This is a genomic window from Pseudomonas sp. AFG_SD02_1510_Pfu_092, from assembly GCF_003331055.1.
Classification (GTDB): domain Bacteria; phylum Pseudomonadota; class Gammaproteobacteria; order Pseudomonadales; family Pseudomonadaceae; genus Aquipseudomonas.
The window spans coordinates 69417-92467 of record NZ_PUQD01000013.1; the positions used below are offsets into that span (position 1 = coordinate 69417).

Annotated in this window: 21 protein-coding genes; 5 read left to right on the forward strand and 16 right to left on the reverse strand. The window is 63.6% G+C overall.

Annotation, left to right across the window (positions count from 1 at the left end; translation table 11 throughout):
* Window positions 1-14: 14 nt before the first annotated feature.
* Window positions 15-1409 carry an argininosuccinate lyase gene (gene argH / locus C6A77_RS08760; RefSeq protein WP_114169096.1) on the forward strand — a complete coding sequence of 465 codons (1395 nt, stop codon included), beginning with the start codon at window positions 15-17 and terminating at the stop codon, window positions 1407-1409.
* Between the two features lie 124 nt (window positions 1410-1533).
* On the opposite strand, the gene C6A77_RS08765 is transcribed toward argH, so the two are convergent.
* Window positions 1534-2196, reverse strand: a complete 663-nt coding sequence (locus tag C6A77_RS08765; protein WP_114169097.1) for a glutathione S-transferase — start codon at window positions 2194-2196, stop codon at window positions 1534-1536.
* A gap of 147 nt (window positions 2197-2343) precedes the next feature.
* Here C6A77_RS08765 and C6A77_RS08770 point away from each other — a divergent pair, with 147 nt between their 5' ends.
* Window positions 2344-2646, forward strand: coding sequence for a hypothetical protein (locus C6A77_RS08770; protein ID WP_010951568.1), 303 nt, complete (start codon window positions 2344-2346; stop codon window positions 2644-2646).
* 69 nt (window positions 2647-2715) lie between these two features.
* A complete protein-coding gene (locus C6A77_RS08775; protein WP_114169098.1) occupies window positions 2716-2961 on the forward strand; it encodes a TIGR02647 family protein in 246 nt (81 codons plus the stop codon).
* 133 nt (window positions 2962-3094) lie between these two features.
* Here the strand turns inward: C6A77_RS08775 and C6A77_RS08780 are convergent, their stop codons facing one another.
* A complete protein-coding gene (locus C6A77_RS08780) occupies window positions 3095-5038 on the reverse strand; it encodes a cytochrome c/FTR1 family iron permease (protein ID WP_114169099.1) in 1944 nt (647 codons plus the stop codon).
* Between the two features lie 237 nt (window positions 5039-5275).
* On the opposite strand from C6A77_RS08780, the gene C6A77_RS08785 reads away from it, so the two are divergent.
* On the forward strand, window positions 5276-5725 hold the full coding sequence (locus tag C6A77_RS08785; RefSeq protein ID WP_114169100.1) for a transposase: 450 nt from the start codon (window positions 5276-5278) through the stop codon (window positions 5723-5725).
* 205 nt (window positions 5726-5930) lie between these two features.
* Here the strand turns inward: C6A77_RS08785 and C6A77_RS08790 are convergent, their stop codons facing one another.
* The 8 genes from C6A77_RS08790 to C6A77_RS08825 all read right to left on the reverse strand — a co-directional run bounded on the left by C6A77_RS08790 (window position 5931) and on the right by C6A77_RS08825 (window position 12986).
* Complete coding sequence (locus C6A77_RS08790; protein ID WP_114169101.1) at window positions 5931-6182, reverse strand: DUF3077 domain-containing protein; 252 nt, start codon at window positions 6180-6182, stop codon at window positions 5931-5933.
* The gene (locus tag C6A77_RS08795) at window positions 6179-6454 is read right to left on the reverse strand and encodes a hypothetical protein (RefSeq protein WP_114169102.1); all 276 of its coding nucleotides are present in this window, start codon (window positions 6452-6454) and stop codon (window positions 6179-6181) included. The genes C6A77_RS08790 and C6A77_RS08795 overlap by 4 nt, the downstream gene beginning before the upstream one ends.
* A 473-nt stretch (window positions 6455-6927) precedes the next feature.
* Window positions 6928-8346 (reverse strand): TolC family protein, encoded by a 1419-nt coding sequence (locus C6A77_RS08800; RefSeq protein WP_114169103.1) that lies wholly within the window; start codon window positions 8344-8346, stop codon window positions 6928-6930.
* A complete protein-coding gene (locus C6A77_RS08805) occupies window positions 8343-9218 on the reverse strand; it encodes an HlyD family secretion protein (RefSeq protein WP_114169104.1) in 876 nt (291 codons plus the stop codon). Before C6A77_RS08805 ends, C6A77_RS08800 begins: the two co-directional genes overlap by 4 nt.
* Complete coding sequence (locus tag C6A77_RS08810; RefSeq protein ID WP_114169105.1) at window positions 9215-9427, reverse strand: DUF1656 domain-containing protein; 213 nt, start codon at window positions 9425-9427, stop codon at window positions 9215-9217. The genes C6A77_RS08805 and C6A77_RS08810 overlap by 4 nt, the downstream gene beginning before the upstream one ends.
* On the reverse strand, window positions 9424-11511 hold the full coding sequence (locus C6A77_RS08815; protein ID WP_114169106.1) for an FUSC family protein: 2088 nt from the start codon (window positions 11509-11511) through the stop codon (window positions 9424-9426). The genes C6A77_RS08810 and C6A77_RS08815 overlap by 4 nt, the downstream gene beginning before the upstream one ends.
* Window positions 11508-11960 carry a MarR family transcriptional regulator gene (locus C6A77_RS08820; protein WP_114169107.1) on the reverse strand — a complete coding sequence of 151 codons (453 nt, stop codon included), beginning with the start codon at window positions 11958-11960 and terminating at the stop codon, window positions 11508-11510. Before C6A77_RS08820 ends, C6A77_RS08815 begins: the two co-directional genes overlap by 4 nt.
* Before the next feature lie 231 nt (window positions 11961-12191).
* Window positions 12192-12986, reverse strand: coding sequence for a tetratricopeptide repeat protein (locus C6A77_RS08825; RefSeq protein ID WP_114169108.1), 795 nt, complete (start codon window positions 12984-12986; stop codon window positions 12192-12194).
* A 207-nt stretch (window positions 12987-13193) separates the two neighbouring features.
* Between C6A77_RS08825 and C6A77_RS08830 the strand changes: the two genes are divergently transcribed.
* Window positions 13194-13754 carry a WYL domain-containing protein gene (locus C6A77_RS08830; protein WP_114169109.1) on the forward strand — a complete coding sequence of 187 codons (561 nt, stop codon included), beginning with the start codon at window positions 13194-13196 and terminating at the stop codon, window positions 13752-13754.
* Window positions 13755-13871: 117 nt separating this feature from the next.
* On the opposite strand, the gene C6A77_RS08835 is transcribed toward C6A77_RS08830, so the two are convergent.
* From C6A77_RS08835 to C6A77_RS08865, 6 genes are all read right to left on the reverse strand, one after another.
* Entirely contained in the window at window positions 13872-14735 is an 864-nt protein-coding gene (locus tag C6A77_RS08835) for an ABC transporter permease (RefSeq protein ID WP_114169110.1), read from the reverse strand.
* Between the two features lie 14 nt (window positions 14736-14749).
* Window positions 14750-15613 (reverse strand): ABC transporter ATP-binding protein, encoded by an 864-nt coding sequence (locus C6A77_RS08840; protein WP_114169111.1) that lies wholly within the window; start codon window positions 15611-15613, stop codon window positions 14750-14752.
* Between the two features lie 6 nt (window positions 15614-15619).
* A complete protein-coding gene (locus tag C6A77_RS08845; protein ID WP_114169112.1) occupies window positions 15620-16639 on the reverse strand; it encodes an ABC transporter substrate-binding protein in 1020 nt (339 codons plus the stop codon).
* Window positions 16640-16656: 17 nt separating this feature from the next.
* Entirely contained in the window at window positions 16657-17556 is a 900-nt protein-coding gene (locus tag C6A77_RS08850) for a TauD/TfdA family dioxygenase (RefSeq protein WP_114169113.1), read from the reverse strand.
* A 197-nt stretch (window positions 17557-17753) separates the two neighbouring features.
* The gene (locus tag C6A77_RS08855; protein WP_114169114.1) at window positions 17754-18095 is read right to left on the reverse strand and encodes a tryptophan synthase subunit beta; all 342 of its coding nucleotides are present in this window, start codon (window positions 18093-18095) and stop codon (window positions 17754-17756) included.
* Between the two features lie 309 nt (window positions 18096-18404).
* Window positions 18405-23051, reverse strand: a complete 4647-nt coding sequence (locus C6A77_RS08865) for an immunoglobulin-like domain-containing protein (RefSeq protein ID WP_346330246.1) — start codon at window positions 23049-23051, stop codon at window positions 18405-18407.

Here is a 23051-nt window from a genome sequence, read left to right on the forward strand (position 1 = left end):
CAATGAGTGAATCCATGAGCACCGACAAGACCAATCAGTCCTGGGGCGGCCGCTTCAGTGAGCCCGTCGACGCCTTCGTCGCCCGTTTCACCGCCTCGGTCGATTTCGACAAGCGCCTGTACCGCCACGACATCATGGGTTCGATCGCCCACGCCACCATGCTGGCGCAGGTCGGCGTGCTCAGCGATGCCGAGCGCGACACCATCATCGATGGCCTGAAGACCATCCAGGGCGAAATCGAGGCGGGTACGTTCGACTGGCGCGTCGACCTCGAAGACGTGCACATGAACATCGAAGCACGCCTGACCGACCGTATAGGCATCACCGGCAAGAAGCTGCACACCGGCCGTAGCCGCAACGACCAGGTGGCCACCGACATCCGCCTGTGGCTGCGCGACGAAATCGACCTGATCCTGGCCGAAATCACCCGCCTGCAGCAGGGCCTGCTGGAGCAGGCCGAGCGTGAAGCGGAAACCATCATGCCCGGCTTCACCCACCTGCAGACAGCGCAGCCAGTCACCTTCGGCCACCACCTGCTGGCCTGGTTCGAAATGCTCAGCCGCGACTACGAGCGCCTGGTCGATTGCCGCAAGCGCGCCAACCGCATGCCCCTGGGCAGCGCCGCGCTGGCCGGCACCACCTACCCGATCGACCGCGAGCTCACCTGCAAGCTGCTGGGCTTCGAGGCCGTGGCCGGCAACTCGCTGGACGGTGTGTCGGACCGTGACTTCGCCATCGAATTCTGCGCCGCCGCCAGCGTGGCGATGATGCACCTGTCGCGCTTCTCTGAAGAGCTGGTGCTGTGGACCAGCGCGCAGTTCCAGTTCATCGACCTGCCGGACCGCTTCTGCACCGGCAGCTCGATCATGCCGCAGAAAAAGAACCCGGACGTGCCGGAACTGGTACGCGGCAAGAGCGGCCGCGTGTTCGGCGCCCTGACCGGCCTGCTGACCCTGATGAAAGGCCAGCCGCTGGCCTACAACAAGGACAACCAGGAAGACAAGGAACCGCTGTTCGACGCCGCCGATACCCTGCGTGACTCGCTGCGCGCCTTCGCCGACATGATCCCGGCGATCAAGCCCAAGCATGCGATCATGCGTGAAGCGGCCCTGCGTGGTTTCTCCACCGCCACCGACCTGGCCGACTACCTGGTACGCCGTGGTCTGCCGTTCCGTGACTGCCACGAGATCGTCGGCCATGCGGTGAAGTATGGCGTGGACAGCGGCAAGGACCTGGCCGAGATGAGCCTGGACGAACTGCGCCAGTTCAGCGACCAGATCGAGCAGGACGTGTTTGCCGTGCTGACCCTGGAAGGCTCGGTGAATGCGCGTAACCACATTGGTGGTACGGCGCCGGCGCAGGTGCGTGCCGCCGTTGCTCGCGGCAAGGCGCTGCTGGCTTCGCGTTAACCCCTATTGCGAGGGCTTCGCCCTCGTTCGCGGGTAAACCCGCTCCCACAGGTGTTGCACTGGCTTCAAAAGCAGTGCTGTACCTGTGGGAGCGGGTTTACCCGCGAATGCCGCAACACTATTCTCAGCGTTTACCGCTACGAATCATCTCCATGAAGGCCGGCATCGCCGCCTCCTTGTCTGCCACGATCCGCGCCATGTGCGGGTTGTCGCCCATCAGCCCGAGCAACGCCTTGGCCTGGGGGAAATCTTCCAGGAAGTCGATGTTCAGCACCTTCTTGCCCACGGCACAGGCCAGGTCGACCGAGAAGCAGAACATCAGGTCTGCCAAGGTCAGTTGCTCACCCGCCACGTAGGGTGCGAAGCGGCCGTTGCGCTTGAGCGTGGCAAACCCGGCCAGCAGGTCGGTCCGGGCCTTTTCCTTGATCAGCGGCTCCACCGACATGCCAAAGAACGACTCGGCGTAACAGGTACGGGCCGGCAGCTCGATGTACAGCTCGATTTCCTTGAGCAGCTCGCGCACCTTGGCCTGGCCGAACGGGTCGGCCGGCAGCAGCGCCTTGCCGCCCTGGGTCTGCTCGATGTAGTCGAGGATCACACTGGTTTCGCTGAGAAAGCCATGTTCGGTCTGCAGCACCGGCACCTTGCCGCGCGGGCTCACTTCCAGCGCATGTGGGGCCTGGCCGCCATAGAAGGTGACTTCCTCGAAGGGCAGGCCTTTTTCCAGCAGGGCCAGCTTGACCATGTTGTAGTAGTTGCTGACCGCAAATCCATGAAGCTTGAGCATGAGGTAACAGCCTCCAGGCCGTAAGGGGTTGGCCCGGCTTTTATAGACCGATCGCCAGCTGCTGACCAGTGTCATGCGCCACGTCAATGCCCGGGCATTGCCGCTACAGGCGTGGCACACTGTGCGTCCAAACACAGGAGTAGCGCCATGAGCGAGCCAACCGATATCGACAATGACGACGACGAAGCCTTCGCCGAGGCAACGCTGACCCAGGCCATCGAAAACCAGATCGAAAGCGGCGAGCCGCCTGCAGCCAAGGCCACCTTCAACAAGCTGACCCTGGTTGGCTACGAGCGTGAAGACATCCTCAACCTGATGGCCCATGTGCTGGCCTTCGAGATCGACAACATGCTGGTGGAAGACCGCGCGTTCAACGGCGAGTGGTATGAAAACGCCCTGCGTGCGCTGCCGGAACTGCCCCCTGAGATGGATCAAGGCGACGACGAATAACCCGACTACACTCCTAGGTCAGGCACCACCATAGGTGCCGCCATCCTTGTCTGGAAGTCAGGAGTCGCCATGCCTTTTACCCCCGATTTGATCGCCGAACTGGAAGTGCTCGCGCTGTTCAAGCATGACAGCAGCCAGGAAGGCATCAAGATTCACAAGAACGCCTCCCCTGCTCTGGTTGCCGCGGCGCAACGCCTGCATGAAAAGGGGCTGACCGACCAACCTGATGGTGGCTACCTGACCAGCCTGGGTCATGACGCCGTCGAAAGTGTCCAGCTGTTGCAGAACATCCTCAAGGCGCCACAACCGGCTTGAACTGATAATGCTAGGGGCTGCCCTGCAGCCCATCGCCGGCAAGCCGGCTCCCACAGGTACTGCAAATGGCTTGAAGCCTATGCGCTCGGGGTGGGAGCTGGCTTGCCGGCGATGGGCCGCAGCGCGGCCCCGGTCAGTGAACGGTCGCCCTGCGTTTTTCTACCAGACGCGAACGCCCGTACAGGAACACGATGGCCAGCAAGGCCACTGCCTGCGCCGACAGCGAATAGGCGTCGGCATGAATCCCCAGCCAATCGAATTCGAAGAACGCCACCGGCCGTGTACCCAGCACCCCGGCCTCTTGCAGCGCCTTCACGCCATGCCCGGCGAACACCACTGACAAGGCGCACAGCAGCCCGGCGTTGATGCTGAAGAACAGCGACAGCGGCAGCTTGGCCGAGCCACGCAGGATCACCCAGGCCAACCCCACCAGCAGCACCAGCGCCGTGGCGCCACCCGCCAGCACCGCCTGGTGCCCGGCAGGCCCGGCCTGCAGCCACAGGGTTTCATAGAACAGGATCACTTCGAACAGTTCGCGGTAGACCGAGAAGAACGCCAGCACGGCAAAACCAAAGCGCCCACCACCACTGACCAGGCTGCTCTTGATGTAGTCTTGCCAGGCAGCGGCGTGGCGGCGGTCGTGCATCCACACGCCAAGCCACAGCACCATCACTGCGGCGAACAACGCCGTGCAGCCTTCCAGCAATTCCCGCTGGGCACCGCCCACATCGATGACGTAGGCCGCCAGCGCCCAGGTAGCGAAACCGGCCAGCAGCGCCAGGCCCCAACCGATGTTGACGCTGCGCACCGCCGACTGCTGGCCGGTATTGCGCAGGAAGGCCAGGATCGCCGCCAGCACCAGAATCGCCTCAAGGCCTTCACGCAGCAGGATCAGCAAGCCGGAAACAAAGCTCAGCGACCAGCTCAGGCCATCGCTGCCCAGCAGTTTTGCCGCTTGTTCGAGCTTGCCCTTGGCTTCGGCCAGGCGTTGCTCGGCCTGGGCTACGGGCAGGCCATCCTGCAAGGATTGCCGATAGGCCATCAGCGATTTTTCGGTGTCCTTGCGCGCCTGGGTATCGATGTTGTCCAGCGAGCTCTCCACCAGCTCGAAGCCCTCCAGGTAGGCCGCCACCGACAGGTCGTAAGCCTGGTCGTGGTCGCCTGCGCGGTAGGCCGCCAGGCTCTTGTCCAGGGTGCTGGCGGTGTATTCGAGCAGTTGCGCCGGGCCGCGCTTGACCTGCGGTGGCTGGGCCCGTTGGGCGCGGAAGGCGTCCAGCGCAGCGGCGCCCTCGGTGGCGGCCACTTCGGCCGGCGTCTGGCGGGCCAGGTCGGCGATGTTCCAGGCCTTGTCGCCCTTGCCGGCTTCCGGCTTGGCGGTGAAGCTGGCGATGTAGGCAGCCACATCCCAACGCTGGCGGTCGTCCAGCTGGTCGGCGAACGACGGCATCTCGGTGCCATCGATGCCAAGGGCCAGGGTGTTGTAGAGGTCGAACAGGCTCAACTGGTCAAGGCGCGAGGCATCGCGCAGGTTGGCGGGGACAGGTTCCAGGCCGACGCCAGCCGGGCCGTCGCCGGCGCCGGTGTCGCCGTGGCAGATCGAACAGTTTTGCGCATACAGTGCAGCGCCACGGGCCGGGTCCGGGGTAATCACCGGGGCCTGGCTGACTTCGTAGGCTACCGCCAGGCGCGCGCCCAGCTGGCGGGCCTGCCTGGCGACTGCCGGGCCTTCCTGACGCTGATCGATGGCCTCACGCAGCGCCTGGATGCCTTGCTCCAGGTGGGCTTGCTCGGCATTTGCGGGCAACTGTTTGACCAGGTCGGCCAGCACCGCGCTGAATTCCTGTTGCTCGCGGTATTCACCGTCGTCGATCACCTTGCCGTCCTGCACGGTCGGCGGGTAGTCGGCGCCAATGTAATCCAGCAGGTGCAGGGCCTTGGTGGCCTCGGCGGGGGCTTCGGCCAGCGCCAAAGTGCTACACAGCGCCAGCACCGGGCCGAGCAATATGGCCGGCAGCCAGGCAAGCAGACGGGAACGGGTTTTCATGGCCAGTCTCGAAGGGAATGCGAAAGAGAACATTGTTCACTTCCACTTTGCTTCGCTCAAGGGCGTCGGGCGGATTTCATGAAAAATCTTGCTACAAATCAGATGAAACAGGATGTCCTGAGCGAGGACCGGACGGGATCGCTATGGGAGCTGGCTTGCCGGCGATCAAGGCTACACGGATGTCACTGGAAACACCGGGTACCAATTGATTCATCAGCAGCAGATCCATAGCCACTAGCCTGTCGAGCAATACATCAGGAGGCAGGGAACATGGATCGTCCCCATTCAGAGCAGTTGCGGCTCGGCCGGTTCTCGGAAACCAGCCGATTGTATTTGCTTACCACCCTTAACAGAGCCCCAATCTTTAATGACTTTCACTCGGCCCGTTTGCTGGTGGCGGAGTTCCGCCAGGCTGAAGAGGAAGGTGCCGCCCGATCTTTGGCATGGGTGGTAATGCCTGACCACCTTCACTGGCTGGTCGAACTTGGGCCGGCCAGCCTGAAGCGCTTGATGCGCCGGGTGAAGTCTCGTAGCACCATGATGATCAACAGGCATAGAGGGCGAAGCGGTCAGCTCTGGCAGAAAGGTTTTCATGACCGGGCGTTGCGCCGGGAGGAGGATGTGCAAGATGTGGCGCGGTATATCGTCATGAACCCGAAACGGGCGGGTCTGGTTGTGAGGGTAGGGGATTATCCGCATTGGGATGCGATCTGGCTCTGATCGGGTATTGCCTGTGAGGGCCCCATCGCTGGCAAGCCAGCTCCCACAAAGTTACTCATCAGTTTTACAGCAGGAGCTGACCTGTCAGGGCCTCATCGCTGGCAAGCCAGCACACAGGTTAATCACAGGTCTCGAATGCAGTGGAGTACCTGTGGGAGCTGGCTTGCCGGCGATGGGCCGCACAGCGGCCCCAGGTGCTTGAAGGCTATTGAAGAACCTTGCTCATTCCTCGCTCCATATCATCGATGAGCGCCTTGGCCATTTCACTGAGTATCCGCGCAGCGCTGCCGGCAATGCAGTCATTCTCCATTTCCGCTTCGGTAGTCAGGTGGCGGATACAACCGAGCAGCATGGACAACTGCGAAAAGGCATGGCTGAACGGCACATTGGGTTGCAGGCGGAACAGGTCGAAGGTTTCCACCCCAGCGGTTGCGGAATCTCTCGGATCATCGCTCATCGGGTCGCTCCTTGATCGCGGTGGGTTGCATGGGTGTGGTCGCACACGGCGTTGATCAGGCGGCAGAGCAATCGAATATTCATGCCCATGGCATTGCGCATGTCGCCGGGAGGGTTGTCGAGCAGGACTGTGGTGGTGTGATCGATGGTCAGGGTGATGGCGCTGATCAGCACTTCGCAGTCTTGGGGGCTGAGTGGATCGATCAGTGAGAGCGCGGGAGGGTCGAGCAGCAGCAGATCGGTACCTGGTGGATCGGGGACGAGCTTGTTCATGGCGGAACTCCGTATGGGGATTGAACTGCTCCCCTCCTTGTCTCACGAAGTTGGGTGGCAGTCGTGCACGGTGTGAGACACGGGACATACGGTAATCCCGGCCAGGCCGAAGCCTGTCCGCACACGACCGCCATAAAGCGGTGCTACCGAATGAAATCCGGGTGTCTCACGCCCGATCGCCTTGCGAGGCGACCCCACGACAGTATTCCGGGAACACTTTCCAGCCAAGACAGCACCTTCCGACAGGTGCTGTAGGATAATTCGACAGGGCGTCCGAACTGAAGCATTTGGTTTCAGGTTCGGAAATGTCTTACGGCTCCAGAACCTAGGCGAGGGCTTTGCCCTCGATCGCCGGCAAGCCACACAGGACCCGCACCAACTTCAAGGCATGGAAAAGCCGGCTCACACAGGTTAATCACAGGTCTCGAATGCAGTGGAGTACCTGTGGGAGCTGGCTTGCCGGCGATCGGGCCTTAAGGCTTGGCGGTGTCTTTCCACCCCCCACCCAACGCCAGGAACACGCCAATCTGCCCCTGCGCCACTTGGCTATTAGCCGCTGCCAGCTGCGCGCGCATGTCGGTATAGGTCCGCGTCGCCTGCAAATCCGCCAAGAACGACTCACGCCCTGCCTGGTAATAGCGGTGCGTCTGCTCCGCCGCTTCCTTCGCCGATTTCTCTGCCTCGGCCAGCGCATCGCGCCGGTCCAGCAAAGCGCTGTACTGCGCCAGACGCGTCTGGGTTTCGCGAATGGCGTTCAGCACCACCCCATCGAAGTTAGCCAAGGCCGCCTGGGTAGAGGCTTCGGCCATGCGAATGCGCGCGCGGGTGCCGTTGGTGGGGATGGTCCAGCTGACCTGCGGGCCGAAGCCCCAACGGTTGGTAGCCGGCTCACCGAGGTTTTCGAGGATACCGATGGTGCCGACCTGAGCGCCGATGCTGATGTCCGGGTACAACGCGCCGGTGGCCACGCCAATGTTGGCGGTGGCGGCCGCCAGTTGGCGTTCGGCCTGGCGCACGTCGGGGCGGCGCTTGAGCAGGGCCGCACCATCGCCCACCGGGACCAGCTGACTCAGGTGTGGCAGCTCGGCGCAATCGGCCGTGCCGGCAGGCAGCCGGTCGACCGGTGTGGCCAGCAGCGCCGCCAAGGTGTACAGGCCAGTCTCGCGCTCGGCCTTGAAGCGTGGCAGCTCGGCGCGCAAGGATTTGAACTGGGTCTGCGAGCGGGTGACCTGGGTTTCATCGCCACGGCCAGCATCACGCAGGCGCTGGTTGAGCTTCACGCTCTGCTCCTGCAGGTCGAGCGACGCGCGGGCGATGTGGTATTCCTCGTTGGCCGAGCACACCTGGGTGTAGGCCTTGACCACATCCGCGACCAGGGTGATGCGGGCGGTATCGGCGGCGGCCTGCACCGCGTCGGCATTGGCCTTGGCAGCCTCGGTGCCGCGCTTGAAGGTACCCCACAGGTCGAACTGGTACGAGGCGCTGAGGATGGCCTCGCCGATGTTGGCCACCGGCACTTTCTCGGGCAGCAGGAAGGCTTCGCCAGACTCCTGCAGGCGCTGGGCGCCCAGTTTGACGCCGCCGTTGAAACCACCCTGCGACTCGGCTACCTCCACCTGGGCACGGGCCTTGGCGATGTTGGCTGCAGCTACGCGCAACTCGGTGTTGGCCGCCAGCGCCTGGCGCACCAGCTGGTTCAGCCGCTGATCCTGATACAGCTGCCACCAGTCCTCGGGCACCGGCGCCGATACCACGCTATCGGCATCCTGGCGCAGCGGGCCGTTGAGGTCGCTGCGCTGCACCGCCGCGCCGTTCGGCACTTGGTAGTCGGGGCCTGCCATCATGCAGGCCCCCAGCGACAGACACAGGCCAGCCAGGATCAGCTGCTTCATGGCCGCTGGCCCTCTAGGATCGACACCGTGGCAGTGCGCCCGGCGATCATGCGGAAGTCTTGCGGCACCTCGTCGAAGGCGATCCGCACCGGAATACGCTGGGCCAGGCGCACCCAGCTGAACGCCGGGTTGACGTTGGGCAGCAGGTTGGCGCCGCTGCTGCGGTCGCGGTCTTCGATACCAGCCGCAAAACTTTGCACATGGCCACGCAGGCGAGTGTTGTCGCCCATCACGCGAATGTCCACGGCATCGCCAATATGGATGCCGCCCAGCTTGGTTTCCTCGAAGTAGCCGTCGACGTGGTACGAGGCACTGTCGACCACCGACAGCACCGGGTGGCCGGCGGTGACGAATTCGTGGTTACGCGGCGCACGGTCGTTGAGGTAGCCGTCCACCGGGCTGCGCACCACCGAGCGGTCGAGGTTGAGCTGGGCGGTATCGACAGCCACCTGCGCTTCGCTGACGGCGGACCGCGCGCGGGCCTCGCGGGACTGGCTTGCTTCCAGCTGTTCGGCGGCAACCAGGTTGCCGAGCTTGCGGTTGCGCTGCGCCTCGCGGGCGGCCTGGGCCAGGGTCTCCTGGCGTTCGCCGAGGGTTGCCTTGGCCTGGCGCAGGGCCAGGGTAAAGCGGTCCTGGTCGATGGTGAACAGCACATCGCCACGCTTGACGGTCTGGTTGTCGCGCACCTCGACCTTCTGGATCAGCCCGGACACATCCGGGGCGATCTGGATCACATCGGCGCGAATGTGGCCGTCGCGGGTCCAGGGGGCAAACATGTAGTACACCACCATTTGCCACACGAGCACGGCGGCGAAGGTCACTACCAGCAAGGTCAGGACCACACGGCCCAAGGTCAGCAAAGGTTTTTTCATGGCAGCATCAGGTTTCGGCAAAAGTGGTCCACCGCGCCAAGCAGCACGGCATACAAGGCAACGTTGAACAACGCCCGGTGCCAGACCAGGCGGTAGAAGTGCACGCGCACCAGCACCGCGTGCACCCCGAGGAACAGCAGGTAGGTGCCAAACATCATCACCAGCAGCGTAGGCAGGAAGACCCCGCTGATATCCAGTTCACCAATCACAGGGGCGCTCCGTCGAGGCCGGGGGGCAGTTGCGGTTGTTCGGCTGGCTCAAGCATCACCTCGACCCCCGGCAACAGCGCCAGGCGCAGGCCGCTCAAGGCATGCAGCAGGTGGGTACGGGCATCGCCACGCTCGTACAGTTCATCCAGATTCAGCGCCAGGCGCGCGCGTTCCATGTTGCGCAGCAACGCGGCCGGGGCGTGCAGGCGCTCGCCGGCGCGCAGGCAGGCGGCATAATGCGCGCCCACCTCTGCGACCACCGTGTTCAGCCGCTCGCGGGCCTGCTGCCCGGCCCGCGGCATGTACGCCAGCAGGTCCAGCAAGTTCAGCCCCACGCGCAGGTCCCGCAGCGCCACGCCGCTGTCCTGGCCGGTTTGCGACAGCCGCGGCAGGTGCTGCATCAGGCGGTCGAGCATCTGTACACCCACCTGGCGGTGCTCGGCCAGGCTGGCCGGTTCGGTCATTTCGACGATGTCGCGCCAGGCAAAGCGGGTCATGCGCTTGGCCGCCAGCTCCACGCCGAACGGGCGCATCACCAGGGTCCAGATGAAGGCGAACAACAGCCCCACCGGGCCGGCCAGGTTGGAATTGAGGAAGGTGAAGAAGTCCGCGTCGTAAGCGCCCTGGATGCTGATGAAGGTCGAGGTGTTGACGATGGTCAGCAAGGTGCCCAGGTAGAAGCGCGGCTGCACGGTCAGGGTACCGATGCAGATGAACGGCACGGCGAAGGCCAGCACCAGCATCGGGAAGTCGTGCAGGTTCGGCAGCACCAGGAACAGGTACAGGCTGGAGAAAATGACCGACATCAGCGTCCAGAAGAAGAACCTGTAGATCTGTGGCGCCGGGTCGTCCATGGCGGCGAAGAAACTGCACGACACGGCGGCGAGGATCACCGCGCTGGCGCCGTCGTTCCAGCCCAGGCCGATCCACAGGCCGCAGGCGACAACGATCGCCAGTACGGTGGAGGCCACCGAATACAGCATCAGGCCACGGTCGAAGAACGCCGTCAGGCGGCCCAGGCGCCAGTGGCGATAGACCGCGCGCCAGGGTTTGGCGTCGTCGCTGCGCAGGGCATGTTGCAGGCTGCAGCAGTCTTGCCACAAGTCGACCCATTCGCTCAGGCGGTAGAGGGCGTTGGACAGCAGCAGTTCGGCGCGCTGGTCGAGGGCTGCGGCGCCGGGTTGCAGGCGCTCGATCTGTTCGTGCAGGGCGCTCCAGCGGGCCACCGAGGCGCTGTCGGCAGTGCCCTTGAGCCATTCGCGGGAGGCGTCGAGCAGCGGCTGCAACTGGGCGAACTGTGCCGGAGCGCGGCCTTCCAGGGCCACCAGGGCGTCGTCGAGGGCGTCGATCACCGGCAGCAGGTGAATCATGCGCCCGCGCAGCTCGCGGGCGTTCTTCAGGGTGTGCGGCCCGGCGCCTTCATGGCCGAGCTGGCCGATCATCAGCTCCAGCGAGTTGAAGGTGGTGACCATGGTCCCGCGCATGCCGCCCACCTGTTCGGCACTGGCCTGGCGGGCCAGGTAGGTGTCGCTGTAGCGAATCGCCTCGGCGAACCAGTTACCCGTGGCGCCGACTACCACCGGTGCCAGCCGGCGCGGCCAGAAGACCGCCCCGACCACCGCCGCGCAGACGATGCCCAGGCAGATTTCCTGGGCACGGGAGGACGCCACATCGAACACCGCCAGCGGGTTGTCGACCACCGCCAGGGCGATCATCGGCAAGGTGTAGCCAGCCAGCATCAGCACGTAATTGTTAGCAGTGCGCAGGTTCAGCGACAGGAACAGCAAGGTGCCGGTCCACAGGGCAATGGCGATGCTCAGCAGCACCGGCGACTGTACCAGCGGCGGTACCAGGAAAATCGCGCCACCGGCACCGAGCAGCGTACCCAAGGCACGGTACAAGGCCTTGGAACTGGTGGGGCCGAGGAATGGGCTGGAAACGATGTACACCGTGGCCATGGCCCAGTAGGGCCGCGGCAATTGCATGAGCAAGGCGATGTACAGCGCGATCATCGAAGCGGCGAAAGTTCGCACGCCGTAGAACCAGTCGCGGGCCGGGGGCACCGAGCTGAAAAACCCGCTCATGCCGCCCCGCCTGTTTTGCCCAGGCCGGCGGCCTCGAAAGCCCGCAGCACGCGCAAGGCGGCTTCCAGGTCGGCCTGGTCGATACCCTGCAACGCCTCGCGACGCAGGCGCACCAGCTCGGCTTCGATCGCTTCGGCCAGGGCGCGGCCCTCAGCGGTCAGGCTCAGGCCCTTGGCACGGCGGTCCAGTGGGTCTTCGCTGCGGCAGACCAGGCCAGCCTTGCACAGTTGGTCGAGCAGGCGCACCAGCGACGGGCTTTCCAGGCCGGCGGCCTGGGCCACGGCCACCTGATGCACGCCGTCGCCCAGGCGCACGATCATCAGCAGCGGCGTGGCGCAGGCCTCGGAAATGCCGTAGCCGGTCAGCGCGGTCTGGCAAATGCGCCGCCAGTGGCGGGCGGCAACCACCATGCCGCTGCTGACTTGCAGGCGCAGGAGATCAAGGGACATGACAGGAACCAGGCATATTCATAGTTTGCTAACTATCAATATACGCTTGTGCCTACCCCTGTCGTCAACCGGGGGGATGGATGAATTGTTGTTCATGCAGGGCTTTTGCCTGCCTGTGCCGGCCTCTTCGCGGGTAAACCCGCTCCCACAGGTGCTGCCTAGGTTCAAGCCATGTGCGGTACCTGTGGGAGCGGGTTTACCCGCGAAGAGGGCCGGACAGACAACAAGAATTCAAGGCTGTATCTGGTCTTCCAGCTTCATGGTCAAGGCCAAAGTACTGCCCATCTGCAGCGCTCGGTCACGCCATTCCTGGTAGCGCGCCTCGTCCCGGCTGCTGAAGTGCACCGCCAGCTCTTCGGCCGCCTGCACCACCCCTGCCGCAGCCGCCAGCTCCAGCCAATAAAGCGCAGCCTTGATGTCGGCCTCCACATACAGCCCGTGCAGCAACCGGTAACCCACCTCGAATCGGCAGCGTGCCTCGCCCCGTTCGGCACCGCGCAGGAACCACTGATAGGCCTGCACCAGGTCGACCTGCCACTGCAGCTCGCCATCGCACACCTCTTCCTCGTATAGGTCACCCAACGCGGCAGCGGCATGCAGCATGCCCCGCTCAAAAGCCTGGCGGTAGCACTCCGCCGCCTGCACATAGGAGGGCTCGATGCCTTTGCCGAAGTAGTGCTGCTGGCCCAGGTTGAACCACGCTGCCGCATTGCCTTGCAGGGCCGCCATGCGCAACAGGTGGCCGGCCAACACAGTGTCGGCGCGCCAGTACTTGCCGTTGAGCCAGATCCAGCCGAGGTCGTTCAGCGCCGCCACGTTGCCTTGCAGCGCCTGCCGGCGCAGGTCGATATAGACCGCCTGCACATCGCTGGCCTCGTCCAGACGGCTGACCAGCAGCGCGCGCGAACTGGGCAGCCCCACACCGGCAAACAGGCGCTGTCGCCTTCCGACAACGGCCGGTGGGGCAATGACCCGCTCGGGCAGCAAGCGGGCGAGCAGCGAATGGATATTGCTGGCAGCAGACATGTTCATCCTCATTGAACGACGCACAACCCCAACCTTCGGCTGTGATGAGGCGTGATTCTGCGTGACGTAACGTCAAAACCTGTCGCGAACGATTCGGCACCAGGCAACCAAATGCGACTTCCTTGATCTGAGCAGGCCGTGGCCAATTGCCATGCCCCACGCCTGCCGCCATCCTATTGCGGCAAGCCTAGACAAGGACGTTATCTTTTGCCGTTCGCCACCACTCGCGCCACCCTCAGCCGTCAGTGGGCGCTGCTGCGCCAGCTGCCCAGCCGTTCCCCAGGCATTACCAGCGCCGAGCTGGTCTGGCGCCTGCGTGATGTGGGCTTCTCTGTCAGCAAACGCACGGTCGAACGCGACCTCAACGAGCTATCACTGATATTTCCGCTGGAGCGCAATGACAAGAGCATCCCGTTTGGCTGGCACTGGTCGGCGAGCGCGGTGGGCGAGTTGCGCGGCAACTTCGACTTGCTGACGCACCTGCGCGGGGATGCGCTGCAAGTGGCGCAAGGTCAGGGTGTGGAACTGGTAGCGCGGATCAGCGATGCGCTGGCGCGACAGTTGCGGGATGCGCCGCTCAGCAGCGACATGCAGCTGACGGCGCTGGAGCATGGGCACCGGTTGCGCGCCACGGTAAGCGATGGCTGGCCGTTGCGCTGGTGGCTGTTGAGCCATGGCGATGGGGTTGTGGTGGAACAGCCGGGTGGGTTGCGCGAGGAGATTGGCCGGATTCTTAGCAATGCGGCTGCGCAGTACCAGAATTCGTAACCTGTGCTGGCCCTTTCGCGGGTAAACCCGCTCCCACAGGTACTGCGCAGATGCTGAAGCGTGTGGTTTTCCTGTGGGAGCGGGCAAGCCCGCGAAGAGGCCGGCACAGGCCTGCAGTTAGCGCTGCATCCCCCAGCGCCGCACGGTCAACCGCTCCAGGGTGTTGAATACCAGCCCCTCCACCAGCAGGCCGATCAGGATCACCACCGCCAAGCCGGCAAACACCTTGTCGGTATACAGCTCGTTACGGTTCTGGAAGATGTACCAACCCAGCCCGCCTTTGCCGCTGCTGGCGCCGAACACCAGCTCGGCGGCGATCAGGGTGCGCCAGGCGAAGGCCCAGCCGATCTTCAGCCCCGACAGGATCGACGGCAGCGCCGCCGGCACCAGGATGTGCAGCACCAGCCGCAACCCCCTCAGGCCATAGTTGCGACCGGCCATGCGCAAGGTCTCCGACACGCCGAGGAAGCCGGCGTAGGTATTGAGCGCCAGCGCCCACAGCACCGAGTGCACCAGCACGAAGATCAGGCTGTTGTCACCCAGGCCGAACCACAGCAAGGCCAATGGCAGCAAGGCAATCGCCGGCAGCGGGTTGAACATCGAGGTCAGCGTGCCCAGCAGGTCGCGGCCCAGCTGGGTCGAAACTGCCAGGCTGGTCAGGCCGAAGGCGAGGATGATGCCGAGCAGGTACCCTTTGAGCAGAATGACCAGCGACACGCCGACCTTGGCCGGCAGTTCTCCGCTGACCAGGCCATCCCACAGGGCCACGGCGGTTTGCAGGAAACCTGGCAGCAACAGGTCGTTGCCCTGATAACGGGCGACGGCTTCCCAGAGCGCAGCGATCACCAGCAGGATAACCGCCTTGCGCAACCAGCCCTGCTGCCACAGGCGCTGGGCCAGAGGCAGTCGGCGCTCCACAGGCACACTCAGCAGGGGCTGCAGCTGCACCTCGTATTCCTGGCGTACAGGTGTAGGGGTCATGGCTGAAACTCCTGTCAGTATGCGATGCGGATGTCGTTGAAACCGAGGTCGTCCGGCTGCGGCAGGTCGTCCGCCTCGTCGAACAGCAGACGGTGGATGCGCCGGGCGCTGGCCTGGAAGTCGCTGCCACCCAGGCTGCCAAGGTCGTACTGGTGGCTGTGCACTTCGGCACGCACCCGCCCCGGGTGTGGCGACAGCAGCAGAATGCGGTTGCCGACCACCAGCGCTTCTTCGATGGAATGGGTGACGAACAGCAGGGTAAAGCGCACTTCCTCCCACAGCAGCAGCAGTTCCTCCTGCATCTTGCGCCGGGTCAGTGCGTCCAGTGCGGCAAACGGCTCGTCCATCAGCAGGATCTTCGGCTGCGTGGCCAACGCCCGGGCGATCGCCACGCGGGCCTTCATGCCGCCCGACAGCGTATGCGGGTAGGCATCGGCGAAGGCGGCCAGGCCGACCTTCTCCAGGTAATGCAGTGCCCGCTCTTCGGCCTCGGCGTGTTTCAGCTGGCCGGATACCAGCAACGGGAACATCACGTTCTGCTTCACCGTCTTCCACGGCGGTAGCTGGTCGAACTCCTGGAACACCACGATACGGTCAGGGCCCGGGCCGCGGACCGGCTGGTCTTGCAGCAGAATCTGCCCTTCCTGCGGCTGGATGAACCCGGCCACGGCCTTGAGCAGGGTGGACTTGCCGCAACCGGAGGGGCCAAGCAGCACGAACCGGTCGGCACGGTCGACTTCGAAGCTGACCTGGTGGGTGGCGCGCACCACGCGTTGCGCGGTGCGGTATTCGAGGCTGAGGTTGGCCACCTTGAGCAACGGCGGCGTGGCGACACGGCTCAGGTTGCTGGCCGTGTGGCCTGGCAATGGGGCGGTCATGATCGGTCAGCTCCCTTGCAGCGGGCGTTCATCCTGGAAGAAGTAGTCCTTCCACGACGCCGGCTTGTGCTTGATGGCACCCACCCGATAGAGGAACTCGGCCAGCTTGTAGGTGTTTTTTGGCGTGACGGTGAATTCGTACTGCGGGTTGTCGATCAGCTTGATCAGCGTGTCGCGGTCGATCTTGGCCTTGGTCACGCGGATGTAGGTATCGGCGGCGGCCGCCTTGTCTTTCTGGGCGAAATCCGCAGCCTCGGCCAGGGCATCGATGAAGGCCTTGTAGGTTTTCGGGTTGTCCTGGCGGAATTTTTCGGTAGCAAACAGCAAGGTCGGCGAGTTGGGGCCGAGCAGGTCGTAGCTGTTAAGCACCACGTGCACGTTCTTGTTGGCCAGTACCTGGTCCTGGAACGGCGGGTTGGAGAAGTGCCCGTTGAGCTCGGTGCCGCCGGCCAGAAGCGCAGCGGTGGCATCCGGGTGCGGCACGGCCAGGGTGTATTTGTCGAGGCGGTTGTATTCCTTGTCGCCCCACTGCTGGGCAGCGGCGTACTGCAGGAAGCGCGACTGCACCGACACGCCTACCGCTGGCACGGCAATGCGGTCTTTGTCGGAAAGGTCGGCAACGGTCTTCACGTTGGGGTTGCTGCTGACCAGGTAGTACGGGAAGTTGCCCAGCGAGGCGACGGCCTTGACGTTCTGTCGGCCCTTGGTGCGGTCCCACACCGTGAGCAGCGGGCCGACGCCAGCGCCGGCAATGTCCACCGAACCGGACAGCAGGGCGTCGTTGATGGCCGACCCGCCCGACAGCTGGGCCCAGTCGACCTCGATGTCGATGCCCTGCTCCTTGCCGTGCTTTTCGATCAGGTGCTGGTCACGCACCACATTCAGCAACAGGTAGACGATGCCGAACTGCTCGGCGATGCGGATCTTGCCTTCGGCCTGCGCCACGGCGGGGGCCGCCAGGCTGCCGATGACCAGGCTTGCGCCCAGGCCGATGCTTGCCGCCAGGCGGCTGATGGATTTGCGCATGATGGGTTCCTCAGTCGTCAGAACGGGGCATCGCCCTGGATGGTGGTGCGGTACAGCTTGCGTCGCAGGTGTGCGGGGCAGCCGGTGGCCAGGTGGATCAGCGAGCGGTTGTCCCAGAACACCAGGTCGTGGGGCTGCCACTGATGGCGGTAGATGTTCTGCTCCAGCACGCTCAGGGCGTACAGCTGTTGCAGCACGTCGCGGCTCTCGTCGTCTGGCAGGCCGACGATGCGGGTGGTGAAGCCTTCACTGACGAACAGTGCCTTGCGACCGTTTTCCGGGTGGGTACGGACCACCGGGTGGATGACTTCCTGAACCTGCGCCAGCTGCTCGGCGGTCAGGGTCGGGCGCCAGTTGCCTTCGAACCTGGTCTCGGCGTAACGGGCGGTGTAGGAATGAGCGGCACTGCGGCCCTCGATCACCTTGCGCAGGGCTGCCGGGACGGCGTCCCAGGCTTTGTGCATGTCGGCGAACAGGGTGTCGCCACCTTCGCTGGGCAGTTCCTGGGCATGCAGCATGGAGCCGAGGCTGGGCAATTCCTTGTACGACAGGTCCGAATGCCAGAACTTGCCGGCATCACCCAGGCCGATGTTCTGGCCGTTCTCGATGATGTTGGAAACGATCAGGATTTCGGGATGGCCTGCGAGCAGAAACTGCTTGAGCACATGGATCTGCAGCTCACCAAAGCGGCGGCTGAAGGCAATCTGCTGGTCCGGGCTGATGCGCTGGTCGCGGAACACCAGCACATGGTGGTCGAGGTGGGCGCGATGGATACGGGTGAAATCCTCGGCATTGACCGGTCTGGCCAGGTCCAGGCCGACGATCTCGGCGCCTACGGCACCGGAGAACGGGCGGATTTCGAAGCGTTGCGGCTGGGCGCTGTCGATGATCGACAAGGCGTTCGAGGCGGCTGACATTTTTCACTCCCACGCAGTGCGCGACTTCAATGGCGCGCAACGATCAGAAACGCACGGGGATTTCCCGTGTGGGTTCAAGTCGTGCGGCGCATCGATTGGTCGACGGGTACGCAGTGGAAGTGACTATAAAGTCATAAGAGCAATAATTTAAATACCTTTAGAGAATAACCATAGCACCGGGATTTGCTCGCCGATGATCAGATCAACCCGCCCTGCTCTTCTTCTTCGATGAGGTTGGTCAGGCTGCTGAGCGCCTTGCGCGCCTTGGAGCGGTTGAGCAGCTTGGTCTGCGCGCCAGCCGGCAGGTCGGTAATGTTGAACACACCTTTGGCGGTCAGCACATCGATCAGGTCCTCGAGCACGCGGATCATGTCCAGGTCGCTTTGCTTGAGCTGGTTGAGGCTGTTTTCCACGACGTCATCGGCAAACCATTCCTGGATGTCGGCATGGTCGGCGGGAAGCATTTCGGTGAACTCGTCGAAAGCGGCCGCTTCTACCCGCCGCAACTGGCCGGCGGCATCGCGTTGCACGTAGAACATGGCGGTGTCCCTCGTCACGTTGGTCCTTTGATGGTAGACAGCAGCATAGGCAAAGATCGCCGGGCACGCAGCTCCGGCGCCAGAGTATGCGCTGTCGGAAGATGGCAGGAAAGAGCCACAGGTGCAGCGTTGACCTGTGGCATACGCATTCCCCTGTGGGAGCGGGCAAGCCCGCGAAGCAGGCGACGCGGTGGATGGCACCGGCTACGCCGGTGTTCGCGGCCACGGCCGCTCCCACAGGGACCGCGCCAGCTTTTGGAAATTGACCAAAGCCTTGCGCTATCCCTGTAGGAGCTGACTTGCCGGCGATCAGCTGTCTTTATTGTGGATGATGATGGTCGGGTCAGCACCGCTGATCAACGAGTTGATCGTGGTGTTGGACCAGTTCACCCCTTCCAGCTTGATGGTCACGTCGGCGTTGGCGATACCACCGGCGGCGTTGAGCTTGCCTTCGCTGCTGACCTGCAGCGTCGTCGTGCCTTCCACCGTGGTGAGCTTCAGGTAGTTGTCGATGGTGCTGCCCTTCTCGCCCTGCAGCAGGTCCTTCAGGTCGATACGGTCGCCCTCGGCCACCTTGAAGTCCTTGATCACATCACTGCCGGTATCGCCAGACTTCCACACGAAGGTATCGGCGCCGCTGCCACCGGTCAGGGTGTCATCACCCTTGCCGCCCAGCAGGATGTCGTTACCTTCACCACCCAGCAGGGTGTCCTTGCCCAGGCCGCCGATCAAGATGTCATTGCCCTTGCCACCATCCAGAGTGTCGTCGCCGCCCTGGCCGAACAGCAGGTCATTGCCGGCGCCGCCGTTGAGCAGGTCATTGCCGTCGTTGCTGCGCGAGACATCGAATTCGCTGACGTGCTCGACGATGTACTTGTGCAGCACGCGGCCGTCGATATCCCCCACAGCCATCCCCAGCTGGCCTGCCACATAACCCTGTATGGCCTCCACACCGTTGCCGGCGACCGAACCGAAACTCACCAGGTCACCGAAGATGATGTCGTGGCCGTCGCCGCCGTTGACAGTGTCGTTGCCTGGCGTGGTGGCTTCGCTGTGGCCCAGGATTGCTTCCGCCAGCTTGCTCGGGTCGATGTTGGTCTGCGGCTTGCTATCGCTGTCGTAAGGCTTCAGGTCGTTGACATTGACCGCGCTGTTCAAGCCGATGGCTTCCACGCCGGACAGGCTCGACAGCAACAGGAAGCTCTGTTGCGAATTGGAGTCCGCGTAGTAACCGTTTTCCGTGTAGGAGAACTCGAAAGTGCCATCGCCCTGCGGGTGCAGCTGCCCAGAAGCACCACTGTCGGTACGCCATCCCTTGTTGTAGTACTCGGCGGTCATGTTGCCTTTGGCATCGATGCTGAAGCGGTTGTCGCTGCCCACCATCTTGTAGCTGACCACGTCGCCCAACTTGTAGCCGATCGACTTGAGCACGGAATCCACCGTGATGCCGATGTTCTTGAAGGTGCCCTCGCGTTCACCAGACTGATACACGTTCGGCTGACCGTCGGTGATGAAGAAGGTCTGGCGGCTGCCGGTGTTGCCCGCCTCCATCAACTGCTTGAACCAGTTGGCGGTGGTCTTGAAGGCATCCTCGTAGTTGGTCGAACCGCTGGAGTAGAGCGTGTTGAGCGCGGTGTACAGCGAGCTCAACGCGTTCTTGTCGCCGAGGTTGACCGAAACGGTACTGTTCACCTGGGTGGAGAAGTCCACCAGCAGGATGTTCACCGTGCCGGATTGCGCGCCCTTGACGCTGTTGGCCAAGGTATCGAACACCGACTTCAGCGAGTTGCGCGCGGCATCGACCGCGCTGCCCATGCTGCCGGAGGTATCGACGATGAACGCAATGTTGTAGTCCTGACCCGGCGTCACGTGCAGGCCGCTGATGTCGGCAACGATGACGTCGTTGCTGACGGTGCCGGTGAACGAGTCGCTGTCGGTGGTCAGGTTGCTGGTGGTATAGGTGTCCGGATAGACGGTTACCTTGATCAAGCCTTCGGTGGAGGCCTTGCTGCCGCCAACACCCTCGGTGGCGGTCGAGGTGACCTTCACATCGAAACTGCCCTGGTAGTACGCCGGCGGCTTGATGCTCAGGCCGCCAAGGTTCCAGCCGGTGACGTCGACCGAAGTGGCGCCGACGGTGACGGTATGGCCGGCGCCATCGCTGAGCACCGAACCTGCCGGGATGCCGTCCAGCTTGACGCTCAAGCTTTCCGAACCGTCGGTGTCGGTCAGGCTGGTCGAGATACCGACCAGCTTGACGGTGCCGTTCTCCGGCCCTTCGTTGAGCTTGTAGCCGTCGTAGTAACCCTGGCCGTCGCTGCCATGGAAGTCGGACACGGAAAGCCCGGCGTTACCCATCGCAGTCACGTTCGGGTACATCGGGATGGCCGAGTTGTTCAGGTCGGTCACCGGGCCGTTACCGACCTTGACGTTGATGTCCAGGCTGCCCGGGCCGGACTGGTTGGCGTGGTAGATTTCCAGGGTGTAGTAGCCGCTGACCGGCGGCGTGTAGCTGCCTGCGATGCCGCCACCCGCACCCCAGGTGGCGCCGACCACGGCGGTTTTTCCGATATACACCTGCATGCTGTCATCGGCTACGCCGCTGAAGGTGTAGGTCTGGCCGGCTTCCAGATAGATCAGGCCGGAGGTCTTCGAGCCGCTGCCGGCGGCGACGCTGCCAGCCGAGTCGGCGCTGGTAACCTGCTCGGTCTTGCCGGCGCTGCCGGAGTTGGCGAACACGGTCTTCAGCGCTGCACCGCTGATGCCGTTGCCGTTGGTGCCCAGGCCAGTGAGGCTAGTCCAGGTTTCACGGGTCAGGCCCAGCGAAGCGGCGTTGTTGCTGCCGATGTTCAGGTCAGGCTTGTCGGCCACAGGCGTGATGTCGACCTTCAGCGTCGCCTCGCCGCCCGCAGCGCTACCGTCGGTAGGCTTGTACTTGATCTGGGCGTAGTCGGCCTGCTTGTTGCCAACGCCGGTGCCACCATAACCATCGGTACCCGACTCGTTGGCTTTCGGCACGAACCGCAGGTTGCCAGCAGCGATGTCGGCCTGGCTGACCGTCTGGTTCTGGGCGACGTTGACCCAGGCGCTGCCATTGAACAACTGCAGGGAACCGGTCGGCAGCTGGGTGAAGGTCAAGCCCAGGCTCGACAGGGCGCTGTCGACGTCGGAAACGTTGAAGTCACTCCAGCCGAGCACCAGCGGGGTGTCTTCCACGCCGCTGACGGCGCCGCCGGTGGCGACGGGGGCATCGTTGACGGCGATGACATTGACCGTTGTGGTGGCGGTGTTGGAGGTGTTCACACCGTCAGTCACCGTCACGGTGATGACGCGTGGCGTGGTGCTCGGGTTCTCGCTGCTGTTGATGAAGGTGATGTTCTTGATTGCCTGGATATAGTCGGCCAGCGATGCAGAGCCGCTCAAGGTCAGGACTACCTTGCCATCGGTGCTGTTGGCGTTGATCGAGATGCCGTTGACGCTGTTGCCCAGGTTCAGTGCATCACCCGGCTGGCGGTTGGTCAGGGTGACCGTCGCGCCTGTCAGCTGCGAGCTGTCGAAGTCGGTGATGGTGACGTCCACATCGCCGATCGACACGCCGCTGCCCGGCTGGTTCTCGGTGAACGTGGTCTGGTAGTCGGCACCGGTCTTGCCGCTGGAGTTGTTGCCATCCAGGTCCAGCACCGGAGCCGGCTCGAAGATCTGGGTGGTCACGCTACCGGCGCTGGTGCTGATGTCGAGCTTCTCGAAGTTGCCGCCAGTGGCCGAGTCGATCTTGACGGTGAAGTGCTCGGTGCCCTCGGTGACGTTGTCCTTGAAGGTCGGGATGGTGAACGTGCCCTGCGTGGTGTTGGCCTTGATCACCACGGTGGCGACGCCGGTGTAGTCCGTGCCATCGGCGGCGGTACCGGTGTAGCTGAGTTTGACGGTGACGTCGGTCTCGGCCTTGTTGGTCAGGTTCAGGACGTAGGTGGCGTTGCCACCTTCAGCCACGGCAGTGGTACCGCTGAGACTCAGGGTGGTGGTCTGGATGGTATCCGAGACCGCGGTCACCGCCGCCGTCTCGCTGACGTTCAGCTTCTCGAAGTTGCCACCGCTGGTTTCGGTGATCTTCGCCGAAACGTTGCCTGCATCGATGTAGACGTCATCGGCGGGCGCCGGAACGGTCACGGAGCCGGAGAGCTTGCCCGCCTCGATGCTGATCACAGCACCGTTGCTGAGCTTGACGGTCATGTCGGTGCCAGCCTTGTTGGTCAGGGTGGCGACGTAGGTGATCTGGCCGCCTTCTGCGACGGTCGGCGTGGCGCTCAGGCTCAGGCCGGTCTGGTCGATGGTGTCGGTGACCTTGGTTACCGCATAGGCACCGCTGGTAGCCAGCAGCTCGAAGTCGCCGCCGGTGGTGCCGTCGATCTTGGCCTGAACGTTCCCTGCGTCAACGTACACATCGTCGCCCGGGGCGTCGATGGTGATCGAACCCTGCTTCTGGCCCGCCGCGATGGTGATGCTCTCGCCATTGCTCAGCCTGACCACCAGATCGGTACCGGCCTGGTTGCTCAAGGTGGCGGTGTAGGTGATCTTGCCGCCTTCGGCCACGGTGTCGGTCGCGGTCAGCGAGAGCGTGGTGATGTCCGGGGTTGCCGGGTTGTCGGTGACGGTGGTCACTGGCTCGCCGACAGCCACAGTCTTCTCGTAGTTGCCACCCGAGATGCTGGTGATCTTGTTGCTCAGGTCCAGGTTGGTGTTGTGGACGTTGTTCGGCGCGGTGAACGGTACCGAAGCCGACGACTCACCCACCGGGATGGTGATGGTCTGGCCGTTGGCCAACTTCACCACCAGATCCGAACCGGTGACCTTGTGGTTGACCGATGCGGTGTACGTCACTACGCCGCCTTCTGCCACGGACGGAGTCGCGGTCAAGGTCACGGTAGTGGTATCGATGGTATCGGTGACCTGGGTCAC

Excerpts from the sequence above, each read along its gene's own strand:
- C6A77_RS08850 (WP_114169113.1), bottom strand. The coding sequence starts at position 17,556 with ATGTCAGCCGCCTCGAACGCCTTGTCGATCATCGACAGCGCCCAGCCG.
- C6A77_RS08770 (WP_010951568.1), top strand. The coding sequence starts at position 2,344 with ATGAGCGAGCCAACCGATATCGACAATGACGACGACGAAGCCTTCGCC.
- C6A77_RS08805 (WP_114169104.1), bottom strand. The coding sequence starts at position 9,218 with ATGAAAAAACCTTTGCTGACCTTGGGCCGTGTGGTCCTGACCTTGCTG.
- C6A77_RS08780 (WP_114169099.1), bottom strand. The coding sequence starts at position 5,038 with ATGTTCTCTTTCGCATTCCCTTCGAGACTGGCCATGAAAACCCGTTCC.
- C6A77_RS08790 (WP_114169101.1), bottom strand. The coding sequence starts at position 6,182 with ATGAGCGATGATCCGAGAGATTCCGCAACCGCTGGGGTGGAAACCTTC.
- C6A77_RS08775 (WP_114169098.1), top strand. The coding sequence starts at position 2,716 with ATGCCTTTTACCCCCGATTTGATCGCCGAACTGGAAGTGCTCGCGCTG.
- C6A77_RS08815 (WP_114169106.1), bottom strand. The coding sequence starts at position 11,511 with ATGAGCGGGTTTTTCAGCTCGGTGCCCCCGGCCCGCGACTGGTTCTAC.
- C6A77_RS08795 (WP_114169102.1), bottom strand. The coding sequence starts at position 6,454 with ATGAACAAGCTCGTCCCCGATCCACCAGGTACCGATCTGCTGCTGCTC.
- C6A77_RS08785 (WP_114169100.1), top strand. The coding sequence starts at position 5,276 with ATGGATCGTCCCCATTCAGAGCAGTTGCGGCTCGGCCGGTTCTCGGAA.
- argH (WP_114169096.1), top strand. The coding sequence starts at position 15 with ATGAGCACCGACAAGACCAATCAGTCCTGGGGCGGCCGCTTCAGTGAG.
- C6A77_RS08800 (WP_114169103.1), bottom strand. The coding sequence starts at position 8,346 with ATGAAGCAGCTGATCCTGGCTGGCCTGTGTCTGTCGCTGGGGGCCTGC.
- C6A77_RS08825 (WP_114169108.1), bottom strand. The coding sequence starts at position 12,986 with ATGTCTGCTGCCAGCAATATCCATTCGCTGCTCGCCCGCTTGCTGCCC.
- C6A77_RS08840 (WP_114169111.1), bottom strand. The coding sequence starts at position 15,613 with ATGACCGCCCCATTGCCAGGCCACACGGCCAGCAACCTGAGCCGTGTC.
- C6A77_RS08820 (WP_114169107.1), bottom strand. The coding sequence starts at position 11,960 with ATGTCCCTTGATCTCCTGCGCCTGCAAGTCAGCAGCGGCATGGTGGTT.
- C6A77_RS08835 (WP_114169110.1), bottom strand. The coding sequence starts at position 14,735 with ATGACCCCTACACCTGTACGCCAGGAATACGAGGTGCAGCTGCAGCCC.
- C6A77_RS08855 (WP_114169114.1), bottom strand. The coding sequence starts at position 18,095 with ATGTTCTACGTGCAACGCGATGCCGCCGGCCAGTTGCGGCGGGTAGAA.
- C6A77_RS08765 (WP_114169097.1), bottom strand. The coding sequence starts at position 2,196 with ATGCTCAAGCTTCATGGATTTGCGGTCAGCAACTACTACAACATGGTC.
- C6A77_RS08845 (WP_114169112.1), bottom strand. The coding sequence starts at position 16,639 with ATGCGCAAATCCATCAGCCGCCTGGCGGCAAGCATCGGCCTGGGCGCA.